This window comes from Echinicola arenosa (assembly GCF_014841125.1).
In the GTDB taxonomy this organism is placed as follows: Bacteria; Bacteroidota; Bacteroidia; order Cytophagales; family Cyclobacteriaceae; genus Echinicola; species Echinicola arenosa.
Window position 1 is genome coordinate 263,581 of sequence record NZ_JACYTQ010000001.1, and the last position, 18,408, is coordinate 281,988.

Sequence of the window (18,408 nt, forward strand, 5' to 3'; positions counted from 1 at the left end):
TTTCTGATTAATTGATAAAAAACGCTACATTTTGGTAATATTTTAATTTCAATTATAAATATTTAACCCCAAAAAAATATACTGAAAATAAGTCAGTTAATTAATTCATTATGAAAAAAAGGCATTTTTAAAACAGGACATTTTGTCAGCATTTGTTTAACGCTTTATTATTTGCCAAACTTCACCTCAATAGAGTTTTTATGAAATTATCTTTTGAAAAAGTCAAAACCAAAACACCAAAAGACAAACACTGCTTATTACAATACTTTCATCAAAGCCAATTCAATAACCAGACCTGATCAAATTATATGCTCACTCATGAAGATTACCTGCTTATCAAGCATCTTGAAATCAAATAGTTTTGTTAGATTAGAATATCAGTTATTCAGCCAACACCATGATGAAAAAACTTACTTTTTTTTTCTTTCCACTGTATCTTTTTTGTGCTTTAACTGCATTTTCCCAAAACAGTACTTCTCATGCAAATCCTAAAATCGGATTAGTGCTTAGTGGTGGCGGAGCCAAAGGAATGGCTCACGTCGGTGTTATAAAGGCAATGGAGAAAGCTGGCATTAGGCCAGACTATATCGCAGGAACAAGTATGGGAGCAGTCATTGGTGGACTTTATGCTATTGGATATAATGCAGATGAGCTTGAATCCATCATCAAACAAGCAGACTGGAGCCTTATTGTATCCAATCGAGTGAATTTCAACAACATTTCTTTTGAAGAAAAAGAGTATTACAATCGGTACATGCTGGAATTACCAGTTATTGACCGGAAAATTTCTGTACCTACTGGGCTTATTGAGGGCCAAAAACTTTCAGAAACATTACATTATTACACGTGGCCTGCTATCCAATACAAGAATTTCGATGAATTCCCCATTCCTTTTAGGTGCATCGCCACTGACCTAAGGAGTGGGCAAGGCCTGGTCCTCAAGTCTGGCTATCTTCCAGATGCTTTAAGGTCAAGTATTGCCATTCCCACGGCCTTTACTCCTTTTGACCTTGACAGCACCTTGGTCGTGGACGGAGGAGTGGTAAACAATTTCCCTGTGGATGTGGTCAAAGATATGGGAGCCGATATTGTAATCGGGGTAAATGTCAGCGACGAGGACTTTATTGATCCCAAAGAGTTGAGTTCATTTTCAGGCATACTTATGCAGATTGCCATGAGTACTTCCACAAGCAAACTCCAAGATAACATTGCTAACTGTGATATATATATCAAGCCTGACTTAAAAAATTACAGTACAGCTAGTTTTAGTAGTTTTAATGAAATCCTAGAACTTGGAGACAAGGCGGGAGAAGAAAATTTAGCTAACTTTCTCTTTCTGGCTGATAGTTTAAACATCCATCGTGAAAGTCCTGGTATCGGACTGGAAGTAGCACCTGTCATTATTAGTGAAATAGCCATTAGCGGGAATCGGCTATTTTCTGACGACCTGATTCTCTCCAAATTGGGAATAGCCCCTCAGGACACTGTATCCCGTTCGGACATTCAATCAGGCATAGATCGCATTTTTGGAGTAAACGGCTTCAGGAAAGTAGATTACAATTTGCTTCAAAACCCAAGTGGCGATTATAAACTTTTTATCAAGACAGCAGAAAAGCAAGATGCCACCCTCTCTTCGGCCTTCCATTATGATGACACCTTTTCTGCAGGGATTTTGCTCAACCTGACTGTAAGAGACTTATTGGGCAAACCTTCAAGAACAGTAGCCATAGCGGACATCTCCGAAAACCCCAAGTTCAGACTGGATCATTACAAATATATAGGTAAAGACAAAAAATACGCCTTTAACTTTCGCTACAACTTTCTTTTCCAACAAATCCCTGAGTATGAAAATGGGGAAAAAACTGATATCACCAGTAACAGGGAAAACCAAGTGGGTTTCAATGTCATTTCAACACATTCCTTGAAACAAAGTTTTTCTGTTGGGGCTTTTTATGAAAGCACTAGAACAAAATCCAGGTTCAACGTTGAATTCCCAGAAGATGTAAGAGGGGGATATTTCAACTTTCTCAGTTTTAGATTTATTCATAACAGAAACTCCCTAAATGATAGAAATTATCCCACTAGAGGAGCTGAAACTATCGTAGAAAGTATTTTCTATTCTTTCAACAAATATAAAATTAAGCTAAAAAATGGAGTGGACACTTTGGTATTTAATGGAGATGAAGAACCAATCAAAATCCCGAGCAACCTATTGGACCAAACAGTGGACCTCTTTACCCCAAATGGATATGTCTCTGTGTATCTTAATTATGTCAAATATTTTCCAATAAGTCATAAGTTTCAAGTAGCCCCTACCTTCGCTGCCGGAATTACCTTATCCGAGCAAGAAGAAGGGTTTATTTTTAATGAATTCAGCATTGGTGGCTACCAAAGGGTTCAGTTCAATGACACACCTAGTTGGGGGCTCAATTACAGGGAATTAAGCACGCCAAACTTCGCTAAACTCGGCATTCTGGGGCAATTTGTTCCCACCAACAACATCTACATGCGATTTGGTGGAAACATAGTAGCACACAATCCACATGTACCAATTAACCAGATTAACAAACTTGATTTTTCAAATATTACTGAAGAAAGATTCATATTTGGTTATGGCATGGACGTTTCCTATGATTCATTTCTCGGACCAATTACAGGAGGTATTGGCTCCAATGCAAAAGATGGCACTTTAAGGTATTACTTATCTATTGGGTTTTCTTTCAACTATTCAGATAGGTAACCTCCTTTTTCTATATTTAAAAGACTGAACCAAAGCTTCTGAGATTATTCGTCAATATCCTAAATCGATTTTGTATTTTAGTATTTACAGATAACACCATCCTGTTACATTAATCCTAATAACCACTTCATAATGAAACCCACTTTTATTAATTACTGCATTCTAATATTTATCTTCAGCATATCCTTCTTCACCTTGGCTTTTCCCCAAGGAATAAAAATCGAAAAAACCTTGGTAGAAAATAGGCTTAATCCCATAGGCATAGATAACTCTAACCCTACTTTTACTTGGCTCATTTCATCTACAAAAAGAAATGTCCTGCAAACCCATTACGAAATCCAGGTCAGCGAATCAGATAGGCAGTTTAACAACAATATTATCTGGGAAAGTGGCAAAGTAGAAAGTGATAGATCTGTTAAAGTCAAGTATGATGGGCCCGAACTTAGTTCAATATCAAAATACTATTTCAGGGTGAAAGTCTGGACCAATCAAGGCAGTTCCAATTGGTCAGCCATTTCATTCTGGCAAATGGGTTTGCTTAATGAATCAGACTGGAAAGCCCAGTGGATTACTCCCGGATATGAGGAATTAGGAAACAAAAGGCCCAGCCCCTATTTTAGAAAAGAGTTCAACCTCCCAAAAAAAATTAAATCCGCCACTGCTTTTATTACTTCCCATGGGCTCTACGAGGCAAAAATCAATGGAGAAAGAGTCGGTGATGCTTATTTCACCCCTGGCTGGACCAGCTACAATAAGCGGCTCCAATACCAGACCTATGATATTACCTCTTTGCTTAAAAAAGGAGAAAATGCCATTGGAGCCGTATTAGGAAGTGGGTGGTACAGGGGCCATTTAGCATGGAATGACAACAATAATATTTATGGAAGCGATATTGCATTACTGCTTCAAATTGAAGTTGAATATGAAGACGGAAGTTATGAAACCATAGGAACAGATAATAGCTGGAAGTCCAACAAAGGAGCTATCCTTAGCAGCAGTATTTATGATGGTGAGAAAGTAGATGCGCGAAAATCTTTCCCCGGCTGGACTGAGCCCCAATTTGATGACGCCAAGTGGATGCCTGTCAAGACAGTTGATTTTGGCTACAAAAATTTAATTGCAACGTACAACGAGCCCATTAGGAAACAGGAATATTTAAAACCTGTCCAGTTGATTACCACACCCAAAGGGGAAAAAGTGCTAGATTTTGGTCAAAACTTGGTAGGTTTTGTAGAGGTAAATATCAAAGGCAAAAAAGGACTCAAGGTCACTCTTGAACATGCTGAAGTCTTGGATAAAGCAGGAAATTTCTACACTACCAATTTGAGGGCTGCCAAACAAGAGAACACTTATATTCTCAATGGTGATGGAGAAGAACACTTTGAACCTCATTTTACTTGGCAGGGATTCCGATATGTAAAAATCAAAGGCCTTCAGGAGGATATTGATTTGGATGATTTTACGGCGGTCGCCCTGTATTCCGACATGTCGAAGACAGGCACTTTTATCTCCAACAATGAGCGAATCAACCAACTACAGCACAATATCCAATGGGGACAAAAAGGGAATTTCCTCGACGTGCCCACAGATTGCCCCCAACGGGATGAAAGACTTGGCTGGACTGGGGATGCACAAGTCTTCTTTAGAACTGCCGCTTATAACATGCATGTGGATAATTTCTTTACCAAATGGATGAAAGACTTAACCGCTGATCAGCTCCCCAATGGCGCTGTGCCCCATGTCATTCCAAATGTTTTAGGTGAAGGAGCGGCTGGGTCAGCTGGTTGGGCAGATGTCTCCACAATCATTCCATGGGAAATGTACCTTCTTTATGGAAACAAAGAAGTACTTCAAACCCAATATCCAAGCATGAAAGCTTGGGTAAACTACATAAGTACAAAAAGTCAAAATTCACTTTGGAACACTGGCTCCCACTTTGGAGACTGGCTTTTCTATAGACCGGATGATGACACAGATGGCAGGTCTGCCCTCACAGACAAATACCTTATTGCCCAATGTTTCTACGCCTATTCCACCCAACTTTTGGTCAATGCAGCAAAAGTTTTGGAAATTGAGGAAGATGTGCAGCACTATTCCGAACTGCTCAAAAATATCAAAGCTGCGTTCCAAAAAGAGTATGTCACCCCCAATGGCCGTTTGGTTTCCAGCTCGCAAACTGCTTATGTTTTGACGCTTCAATTTGATATGCTTCCCAAAGAACTTCGCGGACAAGCTGCCCAAAGACTAGCAGAAAATATTCAACAATACGATTATCATCTCACTACTGGCTTTTTGGGCACTCCCTACCTGTGCCATGTTCTAAGCAGATTTGGATACCATGACCTGGCATACACCCTTTTGATGCAGCCCTCCTATCCTTCCTGGTTGTACCCAATTTCTCAAGGCGCCACCACCATCTGGGAACGCTGGGATGGTCAAAAACCGGATGGGTCATTCCAAAACCCAGGCATGAACTCTTTCAACCACTATGCTTATGGAGCCATTGGCGACTGGATGTACAGAACATTGGCAGGAATCAAAAGCAGTGAAATACCTGAAGAAACCGGCTACAAAGCCATTCTTATCAAACCCCACTGGAATAACAAAATCTTATCCGAAAAAGTAGCTTCATCTGTAAATCAAGCCCTAGAGGATGTTAATGCGTCACTTGAAACTTACTATGGTACTATCCAAAGCCATTGGAAGAAAGAGGCTGACAATATATCTCTTGAGCTGAACATCCCGGCAAATACTACTGCAAAAGTGATCCTTCCTCTTACCTCAATGAATCAAATCACTGAAAACGGAAAAGGTGTTGAAGAGATGGATTTTCTTCATGCCATTCATCAAGAAGAGGAATTTATAGCATTGGAAATAGGCTCTGGCTTTTATGTGTTTTCTATAGCTCGGTAAAATACATTCACGCTATATACAAATAACTTATAGAAATTTAAGACTGATTGGTTAAGAAAATTGACTTAAGCTAAAATGCCTCACTAAAATTAAAATACAGCCCCGATGAATCTTTGCCCAGGCCAAAGTCTACCCTAAGGTTCATTCGTGGCTGTATCTCCAATCTATAGCCCATGCCAAGGTTAGGGATCCAATCTTCGATTTGATCTATTGAAGATGCCATACTTCCCGATCCCAACCAAACCGCTATTCCATGTTTGCCCACTTCCTGCTCTCGGTTCAAAAACATATGCCTCCACTCACTGATAAAATAAATACCTGCTTTATCCCTATACTGTCCTTTAACATAGCCCCTCAAAGCATCTCCTCCTCCCAATCTGGTCAATTCATCATAAGGCACATCCCCATTCGCAAATCTCCCGTACAGTTTTAAGGCGATGATATTCCCCGGCCTTTCCACTTGATGATAAGATCTCAGGTCAGCCTCGTAGACATTATAGTCGTTGTCGCTCCCTAAGTATCCTCCAAAAAAAGTCCCAGTTATATTCCCATAAAATCCCTTATAAGCATTCACCGTAATATCCCTACTATCATAGCCCAAAGAAAATCCAAGGCCACTATTGAAATTATCCGAACCAAACTTTTGGTAATATTCATCCTCAGCCATCAAAGGATTGGTCTCGGTCACCTTGCTTTTATTAACATTCCATAACATCCCCATGTACATATTTGAAAACACGCGTACCAGAAAATGAGGAGAAAAAACAAATGTATTTCTGTGATATAGCGTCGTCTCTTCGCCCTTAGAGACTGATTCTGCCGCATCAGAACCTACCCCAAAATAATCATCATCTGCATCTGAATACTTGGCCACTAAATTGAAGCGAAACCGGTCCTCATTCCAAAAAGAGGACAGTCTCCCATTCAGCCCAATATTTCCCCTTGAACTAATGAAAGCCGTTAGGGGCATGGATGACCTTTGGATAAGGCTATCTTTCGGATCGGTTTTAAAGGTAAACAAGAACCCTCCTGCTATCAATAAGCCTGTCTCAGGCGTGTAACCTGGCCCCACTAATGGCGTTAGATAGGATTTCCCCGCTGCAATGCGCTCACTTTTAATCTCTTTTCGCTTTTCAATCCATTTCATAATACCGCTATCTTGAGAGAAAGCAGGTGATGATAACATCATCAGAAGCAGTATTATTATGGTAGATTTCAATTAGAATTTCTATTTACACTAAAAAGATAACTCATGGGTTCACCCAAAGTTGTTTTGTTTTTACTACCGCTTTCCCTTTTTGTTTTAAATACCGATTCCTAGATTTCTTCCAGTCTTGGTTTTCTTTCTCAAACAATAGATTTCCTGAAATTGTCGGCTCTTTTTGAAGCCTATCCTTTAGAGAGGTGGTGCCATAAACTTGAACAAAATAATTCAGGCTTGGCTCCTTCAACTCTAGTTCATCAATCCATCGGTAAATTGCCTTGACGGCTTCCTTGTGATGACCTTTTCGAACAGACTTCCTGAACAAATCCCAATAATATCTTTCCGAATGAAGGTAAGCCTGTCTTTTTGCCCTCCTCCAAGAAATCAAACGCAGTACGATTTTGATCAAAAAATAGATAAACACCGCAATGACCAAGCCTATAATCACCAGTTGTTTCCATGACAGACCCAACCACTCAAATGGTTTATCTTCTTCAGCTTCCAAAACCATTTGTGCTTGTTGTGATGCCAAAGAATCCCTGATGGATGCCAGCATGCCCATATTAGGATTGGGTTTAACCTCAATTTTGACTTCCTTGAGAGTCCTTTTGTAAAGCTTATCTTGATAAGGATTGTACCAGTGAAAAACAATTTCCGGAATGGTGACCTCCCCTTCCTTTTCAAAAAGATACCGCATGGACTCAGTTCTAGACGAACTAATTGCTGTCTTTCCCTTATTATCAATCACCTCAGTTCTGGAAGGATAGAGTCCTAATCCAGGAATAGAATCCCATTGAACTGGAGGAATCAACTTGGCCATGGTTCCCGAGGCTGACCTTACAATCCTTCGCTCAAGCACATCCCCTACTTTTACATCACCAAGACTTCCCAACCATCTGTCATTAACGGATAAGCCTGTAGCCACCAACCAATCATTCGTTTCAAAACCAGGAGGAACAGGTTTGACTTTGATCAGTTTTTCATCTGTCCCTACCTTCATTTTAACCCCTTTGTAACCACCCTCTGGAGGGGTTTCAATGGTTATATCCAAAGCAGGAAACATCACATCCTCCTCCTTGTAGGGAAATACCTGATAAATCAATTCCACATTGGAATAGGTTTTACCATTTCTGGAAAAGGATCCATTGACTGACCGAAAATAGGTGGTAAATGCCTTGTTGACTTGAATATTCCCCAGGTCAATCCCACTCGTAAACCAAGTAGAGGTATATACTTTAATACTGACACTTACCGGCTGTCCAACATAAACACTAGAACGGCTTAAATTCACTTCTGCCCAGACCTGTTGAGCCTTAGAAGGGTTAGCAATCACAAGGCCGAGGCTTGAGATAAAAATTATCCATATGTGTTTAATAAGCCTTTTCATTTGATCGAGGCTTCACTTTGCCTTTTTTAAGTTGGTATTCAAATTTTCTCTTTATGAACAACGCTGGATCATCATCTACCTTTTGCATGAGTACTTTTTGATCACTCGATTCTTGTTTGGAAGCTCCAATATCATCCGGAACTTCATCCAGTTCCTTAGCTTTTCTTACATCTGTATTCACAGTTTCTGACAACCTTTCCTTTTCCATATCCTCTTTGGTGGCCTCTTGTCCGCCTCCACTCAAATCCTCCATACTATCATTTTCTTTGGTATTATCCGCTCCTCCACTTTCTGCCTCTTGCGCCTCTTCAGGGTCTACTTCATTGGTACCACCCATCATTTTACTCATAGCTTCCTTATTGGCAGCTGCTTGTTCCATGCTCGGATCCATCTCACTGGCCAAACCAAAAGCAGCACTGGCAGCCGTCATATCCCCATTTTTATAATAGGCCAACCCTAAGTTATACGCTCCTTGCGCCGTGGTATCTTTTGAAAATGCTTGGATAGCTTCTGTGTATTTCCCTGATTTAAAGAAAGCCACTCCTTGTCTCATAGGGTCTTTGTATTTTTCAGCAGCCTGCTCAAAATCACCTTTATCACTCAGCATTTGACCTTGATAATCATCTGTAAACCATAAATCATTAAAGCTATGCACTTTCCCACAGGAACTAAATATCAAAAGTATTAAACCATAAAGCACCCAACCTTTTCTAAACCACATTAGAAACAGCACAATCACTGGAATAACTAACAACAAGCCTTCATCCTGCCATTGGTTATCTTTTTCTTCTGGCTTTTCAGTAAAAATCAAGCCTGACTTTATCTTTTTACTGATTTTCTCTACATCACTGTCATCCAAAGTCAGGGGAGTCACTTCTACATTTTCCAATGCATTGAGCTTTTGAATGAGCTGATTATCCAATACAGAAACCACATCCACCCCTTTCTCTTTGATATTACCTCGTCCGGAAGGATTAGGAACAGCTGCTCCAATGGGAGTATTAAATGGAAGTATTTCTATTCGATGGTCTAATCCAATGACAAAATCTTGGATCTCTTTAAACTCCTTATCTTCAAAATCATCAGACATGATCATTACCGTGCCTGGAGCTGTCGTTACACTCATGATCGTGTCAGCCACCGCCAATGCTGCCCCTAAATCAGATCCTGGGACGGGCATCACGGAAGGAGACAAACCTTCAACATGGCTCCTGATGATATCATAATCCTTTGTCAACGGAACAACTGTATGGGCAGTACCCGCAAAGGCCACCAAAGCTACCCTTGCTTGTGGATTTTGGTCCAATAAATCATTGATTTTGAATTTGGCCCTTTCTAACCGGTTCGGTTGCATATCCTCAGCCATCATGCTCTGTGAAAGGTCCAAACATATCACCATTGGAGTCTCTAATTGCTGCCCTGGAACTTCCACTCTCTTCCAAGTAGGGCCAGCCAGCGCCAAGGTTCCCATGCAAAAACCTATAAAAAGTAAGCAATGCATCAAAATCTTCACCTTTTCACTGCCCTTTTGGATGACATAATTCCTTAAATGTGGTGCAACAACTTTTTTCCACTTTACTTCTCCTCGGATGCTGATAATCCCCCATAATAGAAATAGGGTAGCAGGAGCTACTAACCATAACCACTGGGGCCTCAAGAAATGAAAGGGCTCCCAGTCTATCGGAAATATTTCCTTAAACATAAGCCTCCTTTCTCTTAACCTTTTTTACACTACTTCCAATATTTCCGATCAGCATTCCCAAAAGCATCAGTCCCATAGCTGCACCAAGAGGATAGGTATAAAGTAAAGTAACAGGCTTGTTTTCCTCTTCTTCATACTCTATGGGTTCCAGCTTGTTCAATTCATCATAGATCTCGTTCAAACGATCAGTGTCTATAGCTCTGAAATATTGCCCTCCTGTCATTTCCGCAATCTGTTCTAAAGTTTCTTCATCCAAATCACTTTGGTTCCCAAAGGGGTCACCAATACCAATGGTGTAAATAATCACTGAATCCCTTCTAGCCATATCAGCAGCATCTAGTGGCAACACATCGATACCTGCATCCACCCCATCTGTCAGCAAGAGCATTACTTTGGTTTCAATCGTATCTTTTTCAAAGAGTGCTGTCCCCTTGGCGATGGCTTTACCAATGTTGGTCATCTGCCCGGCCATCCCCACATCTGCCTCTTCCAGCATTTGGTCCACCGTCTCAAGATCAGGGGTAAAGGGTGCTTGGATATAAGCGCTGGAGCCAAAAAACACCAAGCCCATCCTATCACCTTTTCTCTCTTTAATAAAGTCATGCATTACTTCTTTTACAGCATCCCAACGCCTAACCTTTTTTCCGTCAATCATCCAGTCATTTGTGGCCATACTAAATGAGATATCTGCTGCGATCAAAAAATTACGGGATGTCTTTACTTTCATCTCAGGTTCACCTACCAGCTGTGGCGATGCAAGGGCCCCAATCAATAAAAACCAAATCAAAATCAGCAAAATCCAAGAAAAAAAACCTTTGCGCTTAACCATGGCTGCCTTTCGAGGCTTTTGACCTGTCTGATCCAACACCGTGGAATAAGTAGGCAAATTGATCGAGGCGCTTTTCATCCGAACGGGAGGAAGTAGCCAATAAACCAAAATAGGTAGAGGCAGTAAGAACAAGGCCCATATATTCCCGATTTCAAAGTTCTCTGGCATGTGTTCTTATCCATTTTTCAGCATTGACCAATAACCTATTTTTCCCCTCGTTGGACAACATATCATTCTTGTATAAAGCTGCCATAAACTCGTTTTCCCTGTCTAAAAATTCCACTTGCTTTCCTGTTTTTTCCAAAAAAGCCAACCAATCATGTCCATACAGTCCTCCGACTTTATTACGACCAAATGCTTTCATAGCGGTATTTTTCAGCACCACAAAAACCTCCATCAAACGCTGATCCTCTCCAGATAACATTTTGATATATTCTAGGGCTTCTCTTCTATATTTATTTTTGATATGGCTCCTAACTCCAAAAAAAATCAATACCAAAATACCCAACAACAATACCACTCCAACAACTGTCCAACCAATTGTTTCAAAACTGAACTTCACCGCTTCCGGTTCGTAAAGCTTCGCTCCTTGTAATAATTGAGCAACTGCTGTTGAGTCTTTTGCGACTAAGCTATCTGATTGAAAAAAGTATTTCATCTTCTCCCTTCTTTGAAAATTTCTTTCAACTGAATATCCACAGGTTCTATCGTATTGATGCTAAACAGGGGCACCCGATGCTTTTTCATCTCGGACTTAAATTTTTCAAAGTCCGACTTGAACCTATTTTGCAGACTATCTCTTATGTTTTTCTTCTCTCCATCAATAGCCGCCTGACTTTCCCTATCGCCAGCTACAAACTTGATATCGGGAATTTCCCATTCCATAGGGTCTGTAACTTTAGCGAGCAATACATCGTTGTGCTGTGCAATTTGGGCGATAAATTTGGTCAGTTGTGGAGAATACCTCAAAAAATCACTGATCACTACCACCATAAAATCATGAGTGACTATGTTTCTTGTCTTTTTGAAAGTTTCCTTTAAAGCCTCTTCGAATTGGACAGGTGAGGAATCAGCCAATTCATGATTTCTATTGACAATCTTTTCAAAAAATCGGAGGATATTTTTTCTATCCCGCTTGGGAAAAACGATATCGATGCCTTGATCGGCAAAAACCACTCCTCCTACTCTATCGCCCTCCTTTAAAACCATAAAGGCCACCATGGCTGCTAGCCTTGCTGCCACCACCGATTTGGTGTATTTCTGCGATCCAAAAAACATGGACTTGGACTGATCCACTACTATTAAGGCAGGTTTTTCCTTTTCCTCAGTGAATACCCGGGTATGGGTTTGGTGAGTTCTGGCTGTTACTTTCCAATCAATGTTCCTGATATCATCTCCGTTTACATAATTCCGTACTTCTTCAAAATCCAAGCCTCTACCTCTCAATTTGGAAGCATGTTTACCTCCCAAGATACTGTTGACTTTTTGCTTTCTGGCCAATAGGCTAAAGTGCAGCGCAAGGTGCTCCATCCCTAGCAATTCCTTTAGGGAAATGAAAATATCCTTCGGAAAAATTTCTTTACCGTTTCCCATAACTCAGGCTGTTTATGCTACTACCGCTACCTCCTTCAAAACGGTCTCCAACACCTTATCGGCAGTGATTCCATCTGCATTCGCTTCATAACTTAGGATCAGTCGATGTCGAAGACAATCATGAACTACAGCCCTAATATCTTCTGGAGAAACAAAATCCCTGCCTTCCATCCAAGCATGTGTTCTGCATGCCCGATCAATAGCTATACTTCCCCTAGGGCTTGCCCCATAATCAATCCATATAGCCAACTCTTCACTGTACTTCTCTGGATATCTGGTGGCGGAAATAATATCCACAATGTACTTCTCCATATTTTCAGAAATGGTAATGGCTGCTATTTCCTTTCGGGCTTCAAAAATGATTTCCGGCGACAAACGTGCTTCATCTTCTTTCTTTTGCTTCTTCTGCTCTGATCGGTTCAATCTTAAAATCGCCAATTCAGAGGCGTCATCAGGATAACTGATGATGACATGCATTAAAAAACGGTCCATTTGAGCCTCCGGAAGAGGATAGGTGCCTTCCTGTTCCACGGGGTTTTGAGTGGCCATGACCATAAACAAGGGTTCCATAGGATAGGTCTTACCCGCCACAGAAACTTGACGCTCTTCCATGGCTTCCAGCAAAGCCGACTGTACCTTGGCCGGTGCCCTATTGATTTCATCTGCCAATATCAGGTTACTGAAAATAGGCCCCTGCTGGAAAATAAACTTTTCTTCTGCTTCTGGTTGATAGATTTCCGTCCCAGTAACATCTGATGGCAATAAATCAGGGGTAAACTGAATCCTGCTTAGGCCACATTCAAGGGATTTGGCCAAAGATTTAATGGCGCGGGTCTTTGCCAGCCCGGGCAATCCCTCCAACAGCATGTTTCCATCGGCCAACAAAACCAAGATCAGTCGGTTTACCAATTCGTCTTGCCCAATAATCGATGCCGACATCCGTTGCTGCAGCGTCTTGATACTTTCCAAAGTACTCATGCAAACTGTTCCTTTTAAAAATATTAATAAATCAACTTTTTATTGCTATTTTAACTCATATGGATAAATAACTTTCCAGTCCTTGGCCATATCCACTACCATCCAATTGTATTTATCAGCATCATCCAAACCTCTGTTCAGCTGGCCAATGTGTGATTCCCTATCATAGGCAGACTCCCTCACAGAGTCGGTATGGTGGATATACATGCCAAACCTTTCTCCAGAACCCGTAGAAGTATACTGGAGCATTTCATAATCGCCATCACTATTTCCTGCAGCAAACACGGGGCGCTTTCCAATGTTTCTGGCTATCCCAACAGGCTTACCTGCTTTATCATCATTAAAAAATAATTCTGGAAGTTTGTTCAATATAGGTTGGTCCCCGTCCATTTCATAGGACAAGCCGCTCATCGAGCCTACTATTTGATAAGGAGGAATTCCATAGGCTTCTTCTGCCCAAACTCGCATAAAATCAATCCCTCCACCGGAAACAATAAAAGTCTTAAAGCCATTGGATCTCAAGAAATCCAACAATTCCAACATGGGCTGAAAAATCATTTCATTATAGTGTTTTCCTGTAACAGGATGAGTAGCCGTTTGCATCCAAGTTTTGACCCTTTGGTTGAATTCTTCCGTGTTCATCCCTGTATGTGTGGTAGCCAATAATGCTCCCAAGGACTTTTCTCCTCCTGCCATAAATCCCTTTAGATCACCTTCCAGAAGGGGCTTAAAAGGTCCTTGGCTAGACCATTCCGGATGATCAGGGGCCATTCTTTTGATTTCATCTATGGCAAAAGCTACCTGAAAATAAATGGGCTGTTCGGTCCATAAAGTACCATCATTATCAAAAACAGCTATCCGGTCTGATGCTGGGATATAGCTGGATGATGCTGAGTCTGTCACCTGTTCCACCCATTCCAAAATTCTCTTTCGTGGCTCCTGTTCCCAAGAGGCCAATTGCATGGTCGCCCCACTAATGTTTTCCTCTTTCTTTTCAACACCAGTAGCCCCTTCTTCTTGTTGAGGAGCTGAACAAGCCACTGTCAAAAAAAACAAAGAAATATAAAGTATGAATATCCTTTTCATAAAAATCAAAGATTAGCGTTAAAAAGTGAATACCCAGAAAACTGGGCATTCACTCATCTTAATTAACAAATATCTAAATCAATTCCTTGGAGGACTTGCCATTTGCTGAACCACTTTATCAATGGATAAAGAAGATCCTGTCTGGGGAGGAAAATCCTTAAAGGTCGCCAAAAACTCCGATGCATACCGCTGAGCTGGCACGAATAACCACATATTTTCCGCATACCAACGAACATACATTCTAGAATCCGGTGATACCTCATAAGGGTCTGCCCGTAGGTTCACGACTAACGGCCAACTCGGGGATTTTCTATAAGCTTGGGATATATCTCCTTCCATAATGGTAAAATGAATCTTCCACATGCCATAGCGAATGGCATTTAGGTTAGCACCCGCATCAAAATAGAAAATTTCCTTTCTAGGAGATTCTTCTACTTCTCCTTTAAAGTAAGGTAGCATATTATAGCCATCTAGATGTTGCTTGAAGGTCTTTCCATTGGCTTGGTAACCATTCAAAACCTTTTGCTTGATATTAGGTTCACCCGCTGCAGCCACTAATGTAGGCAACATGTCTTCATGGGAGAAGATGTCATTATAAACGGTTCCTGGCTCAATGACGCCCGGCCATCTGATGGCACATGGAACGCGGAAACCACCTTCCCAAGTTGTACCTTTTTCTCCTCTGAAAGGAGTACTACCTCCATCAGGCCAAGTCACCTTTTCTGCTCCATTATCCGTCGAATACATGACAATGGTATTATCGGTGATACCTAATTCATCCAGTTTATCGAGGATTCGTCCAACGGCCTTGTCATGCTCCACCATTCCATCAGGATATAGACCGATTCCGGTTACGCCATCACTCTCATCTTTTAGGTGTGTCCAAATGTGCATCCTAGTCGCACTTAACCATACAAAGAAAGGCTTGCCATCAGCATGCGCTTTTTCGATAAAAGCAATCGCCGCATCTTCAAACTCCTGATCTACGGTTTCCATTCTATCTTTGGTCAATGGGCCTGTATCCTCGATGCTACCATCTGCAGTACTGTGTATCACCCCTCTTGGACCGAATTTTTTGCGGAATTCTTCATCCTTAGGATAATAATACCCCTCAGGCTCTTCCTCTGCATTTAAGTGATACAGGTTGCCAAAGAACTCATCAAACCCATGTTGAGTAGGCAAATGCTCATCCTGGTCTCCCAAGTGATTCTTGCCAAATTGCCCAGTCGCATATCCTTGTGGTTTCAATAAATCTGCAATGGTAGGTTGAGTAGCTTGAATTCCATGCGAATCACCTGGCATACCAATAGTCAACAAACCACTTCTAAAAGGGTGCTGACCAAGGATAAAGGCAGCACGACCAGCGGTACATGACTGCTGACCATACCAGTCTGTAAAAAGAGCTCCTTCCTTGGCAATCCGATCGATGTTGGGCGTTTGATAACCCATCATACCATTGTTATTAAAGCCGACATTGGACCACCCAATATCATCACCCCATATCACCAGGATATTGGGTTTGTCTTGGGCCTGAACAGCCCCAAAGACAAGTGCAAACAAAAGTAAAAATGTTGTTTTTTTCATAGAGTTTTAGATTTTCATTGTTCTAGGTTAGTCTTATTTGTTACTGTCTTCAGTTCTTTCTAATAAATATTGAGAGGAAATCAATTTCCTTGTTGTCCAGCAGTTAATGATTCCATTACTTCATCCAAATTAAATGAAGCAGGCCTTTGCCTAGGTGGATAATCCTTAAATGATGAAATCATTTGACCAGCGATAACTTGAGAAGCTCCACCAGCAAACTGAATAATTCCTTCCATCCATTCATAATAACTGTTGGAATTATGCTGAGCCCTTTCAAAAGGATCCATTCTCAAATCAAATATTAGAGGAATTCTTAGTTGAACAAATGGATACATCCAGACTCCAAACTTGGAGGATTGTTGCTCCATAAACACCAATTTCCAACGGTCATAGCGCATAGCCACCAATTGTCCGTCATCATTCCAGTAAAAAAATTCTCTTCTTGGCCAGTTGGTAGCACCATATTGGTCTTTACTCACTTCTTTTTCCCCTGTTAAAAATGGTAACAGGTTGTAGCCATCTAAATGAACTTTATAATTCATACCTCCAACTTGGTATCCTGAAAGTAGCTTTTCTTTAATATCATCCTCTCCTACTGCCGCCATAATTGTGGGCAACCAGTCGTTACCAGAAACAATTTCATTCACAACTTTTCCTGCTGGTATTTTACCTGGCCACTTGATGATACATGGAACCCTGTAACCTCCATCCCAGTTGGTGTTTTTTTCTCCTCTAAATGGTGTAATTCCTCCATCAGGCCACATATTGAAATGTGGGCCGTTATCGGTAGTGTAAATGATAATGGTATTATCGTCCACGCCAAGTTCTTCCAGTTTGTTTAATAATTTCCCAATTTGATCATCGTGTTGAACCATTCCATCAGCATATTCACCAAGTCCGGTTTTGCCTTCATACTCTTCTGGCACATGGGTTACATAGTGCATTCGGGTAGTATTGAACCAGACAAAAAAAGGTTTATCCGCTTCCACTTGGCGATCCATAAAATCGGTTGTAGCATCCAATACTTCTTGATCAATGGTCTCCATTCTCTTTTTGGTCAAAGGACCAGTATCCTCCACACTTCCATCTACGGAACTCTTAATAACACCTCTAGGGCCAAATTTTTTCCTGAACTCTGGATTCTTAGGGTAGTAAGGGTTTTCAGGGGTTTCCTCTGCGTTCAAGTGATAGAGGTTACCAAAGAACTCATCAAAGCCATGATTGGTGGGTAAAAATTCATCCAAATCACCCAAATGGTTTTTACCAAATTGACCTGTCGCATAGCCCAATGGCTTAAGCAGCTCTGCCAATGTGGGATCTTCTGGCTGAATCCCCAATGTAGAGCCCGGTATACCAACCTTGGTCATTCCGGTTCTCACCGGCATCTGTCCCGTTATAAATGCCGCCCTACCAGCTGTACAGGATTGTTCAGCATAATAATCAGTAAAAGTAGTGCCTTCAGCAGCCAGTTTATCGATATTAGGCGTGGTGTACCCCATCATTCCACGGTTATTGTAACTCAGGTTCCAATAACCGATATCATCTCCCATAATCACAAGTATGTTAGGCTTTTCTTGTGCATAAGATCCAAAACAAAAACAATTGATAACAAGACAAAGACCTGTTCTAATTAAAAGTTTTGATTTCATAGTCTTTTTAATTTTTCTACTTCCGAATTGAATTTACTATACATCCCAGCAAGAGGAACCAACAAGACTTGAATCAATGCCAATATTCATTAAATATTGGCAAAGAAAGACTACCATACAGGTTCGTGGACTAGACAGCTTAACCCTAAAACAATTGTTCAAAAAGAAATACACCCCTGAATTCCAACCACTTAAAGCACTGTACGCTCAACCAACCAAAAACATTTAAACATATTTATTCTACACTTTGTTTAATAAGAGTTAATCACCATGACATGACAAAGAAAACTCTTTCTAAGCTTGAGAACGAAACTTATGTTTTACTCTCTCGCAACCTTAAAAACAAGCAGAAAAGACCTATTCACTCCATTGAAAAATTACAACTGCTAGATTTGGCACGAATAATTAATCATGAAGAACAAGCAATCATTACGCATGAATTGGTCAACTATTACATTATTAGAGAGGCTTTGGGAACTCCAAAAGTTGAACTGGGCATGACCTTTCTCTTTTCAGGCAAAGAATACTGGGCCGGGATTTTTCAATTTAAAGAAAGTATGCTATTTGTTTATTTGGCTTTTAACGAGAACATTCAAAAAGTAGAAATCATCAAATTAGGTGACGGTATGGGAGCCATACCTTTATTAATTAATTCAAGGCCAAAAGATCTTTTCTGGACAACTTTTGAACTGCTTTTTGAGGAGGGCTTATGGCTTTAAATTATAATTTGGTGAATTTAATTC

At 40.7% G+C, this 18,408-nt stretch carries 13 protein-coding genes; 3 read left to right on the forward strand and 10 right to left on the reverse strand.

Going from position 1 to position 18,408, the window contains the following annotated elements; all coding sequences use genetic code 11:
• Window positions 1–397 precede the first annotated feature (397 nt).
• Both IFO69_RS01000 and IFO69_RS01005 read left to right on the forward strand, forming a co-directional pair.
• Window positions 398–2,740 (forward strand): patatin-like phospholipase family protein, encoded by a 2,343-nt coding sequence (locus IFO69_RS01000; RefSeq protein WP_225443946.1) that lies wholly within the window; start codon window positions 398–400, stop codon window positions 2,738–2,740.
• Window positions 2,741–2,872: 132 nt separating this feature from the next.
• Window positions 2,873–5,653: an alpha-L-rhamnosidase gene (locus tag IFO69_RS01005; protein WP_192007091.1), complete on the forward strand. Its 2,781-nt coding sequence runs from the start codon at window positions 2,873–2,875 to the stop codon at window positions 5,651–5,653.
• A gap of 70 nt (window positions 5,654–5,723) precedes the next feature.
• On the opposite strand, the gene IFO69_RS01010 is transcribed toward IFO69_RS01005, so the two are convergent.
• The 10 genes from IFO69_RS01010 to IFO69_RS01055 all read right to left on the reverse strand — a co-directional run bounded on the left by IFO69_RS01010 (window position 5,724) and on the right by IFO69_RS01055 (window position 17,665).
• Window positions 5,724–6,800: a BamA/TamA family outer membrane protein gene (locus IFO69_RS01010; RefSeq protein WP_192007092.1), complete on the reverse strand. Its 1,077-nt coding sequence runs from the start codon at window positions 6,798–6,800 to the stop codon at window positions 5,724–5,726.
• A gap of 103 nt (window positions 6,801–6,903) precedes the next feature.
• Complete coding sequence (locus tag IFO69_RS01015) at window positions 6,904–8,244, reverse strand: BatD family protein (protein WP_192007093.1); 1,341 nt, start codon at window positions 8,242–8,244, stop codon at window positions 6,904–6,906.
• A complete protein-coding gene (locus IFO69_RS01020) occupies window positions 8,228–9,946 on the reverse strand; it encodes a vWA domain-containing protein (protein ID WP_192007094.1) in 1,719 nt (572 codons plus the stop codon). The genes IFO69_RS01015 and IFO69_RS01020 overlap by 17 nt, the downstream gene beginning before the upstream one ends.
• Entirely contained in the window at window positions 9,939–10,943 is a 1,005-nt protein-coding gene (locus IFO69_RS01025) for a VWA domain-containing protein (protein WP_192007095.1), read from the reverse strand. Before IFO69_RS01025 ends, IFO69_RS01020 begins: the two co-directional genes overlap by 8 nt.
• Window positions 10,927–11,433 (reverse strand): DUF4381 domain-containing protein, encoded by a 507-nt coding sequence (locus IFO69_RS01030; protein WP_192007096.1) that lies wholly within the window; start codon window positions 11,431–11,433, stop codon window positions 10,927–10,929. Before IFO69_RS01030 ends, IFO69_RS01025 begins: the two co-directional genes overlap by 17 nt.
• Complete coding sequence (locus IFO69_RS01035) at window positions 11,430–12,368, reverse strand: DUF58 domain-containing protein (RefSeq protein ID WP_192007097.1); 939 nt, start codon at window positions 12,366–12,368, stop codon at window positions 11,430–11,432. The genes IFO69_RS01030 and IFO69_RS01035 overlap by 4 nt, the downstream gene beginning before the upstream one ends.
• Window positions 12,369–12,380: 12 nt before the next feature.
• Window positions 12,381–13,346, reverse strand: a complete 966-nt coding sequence (locus tag IFO69_RS01040) for an AAA family ATPase (protein WP_192007098.1) — start codon at window positions 13,344–13,346, stop codon at window positions 12,381–12,383.
• Window positions 13,347–13,391: 45 nt separating this feature from the next.
• Window positions 13,392–14,432, reverse strand: a complete 1,041-nt coding sequence (locus IFO69_RS01045) for an HAD family hydrolase (RefSeq protein ID WP_192007099.1) — start codon at window positions 14,430–14,432, stop codon at window positions 13,392–13,394.
• A gap of 78 nt (window positions 14,433–14,510) precedes the next feature.
• A complete protein-coding gene (locus IFO69_RS01050) occupies window positions 14,511–16,016 on the reverse strand; it encodes an arylsulfatase (RefSeq protein WP_192007100.1) in 1,506 nt (501 codons plus the stop codon).
• A gap of 80 nt (window positions 16,017–16,096) precedes the next feature.
• Window positions 16,097–17,665: an arylsulfatase gene (locus IFO69_RS01055; RefSeq protein ID WP_192007101.1), complete on the reverse strand. Its 1,569-nt coding sequence runs from the start codon at window positions 17,663–17,665 to the stop codon at window positions 16,097–16,099.
• A 275-nt stretch (window positions 17,666–17,940) separates the two neighbouring features.
• Between IFO69_RS01055 and IFO69_RS01060 the strand changes: the two genes are divergently transcribed.
• Entirely contained in the window at window positions 17,941–18,384 is a 444-nt protein-coding gene (locus IFO69_RS01060; protein WP_192007102.1) for a hypothetical protein, read from the forward strand.
• Window positions 18,385–18,408: the final 24 nt, after the last annotated feature.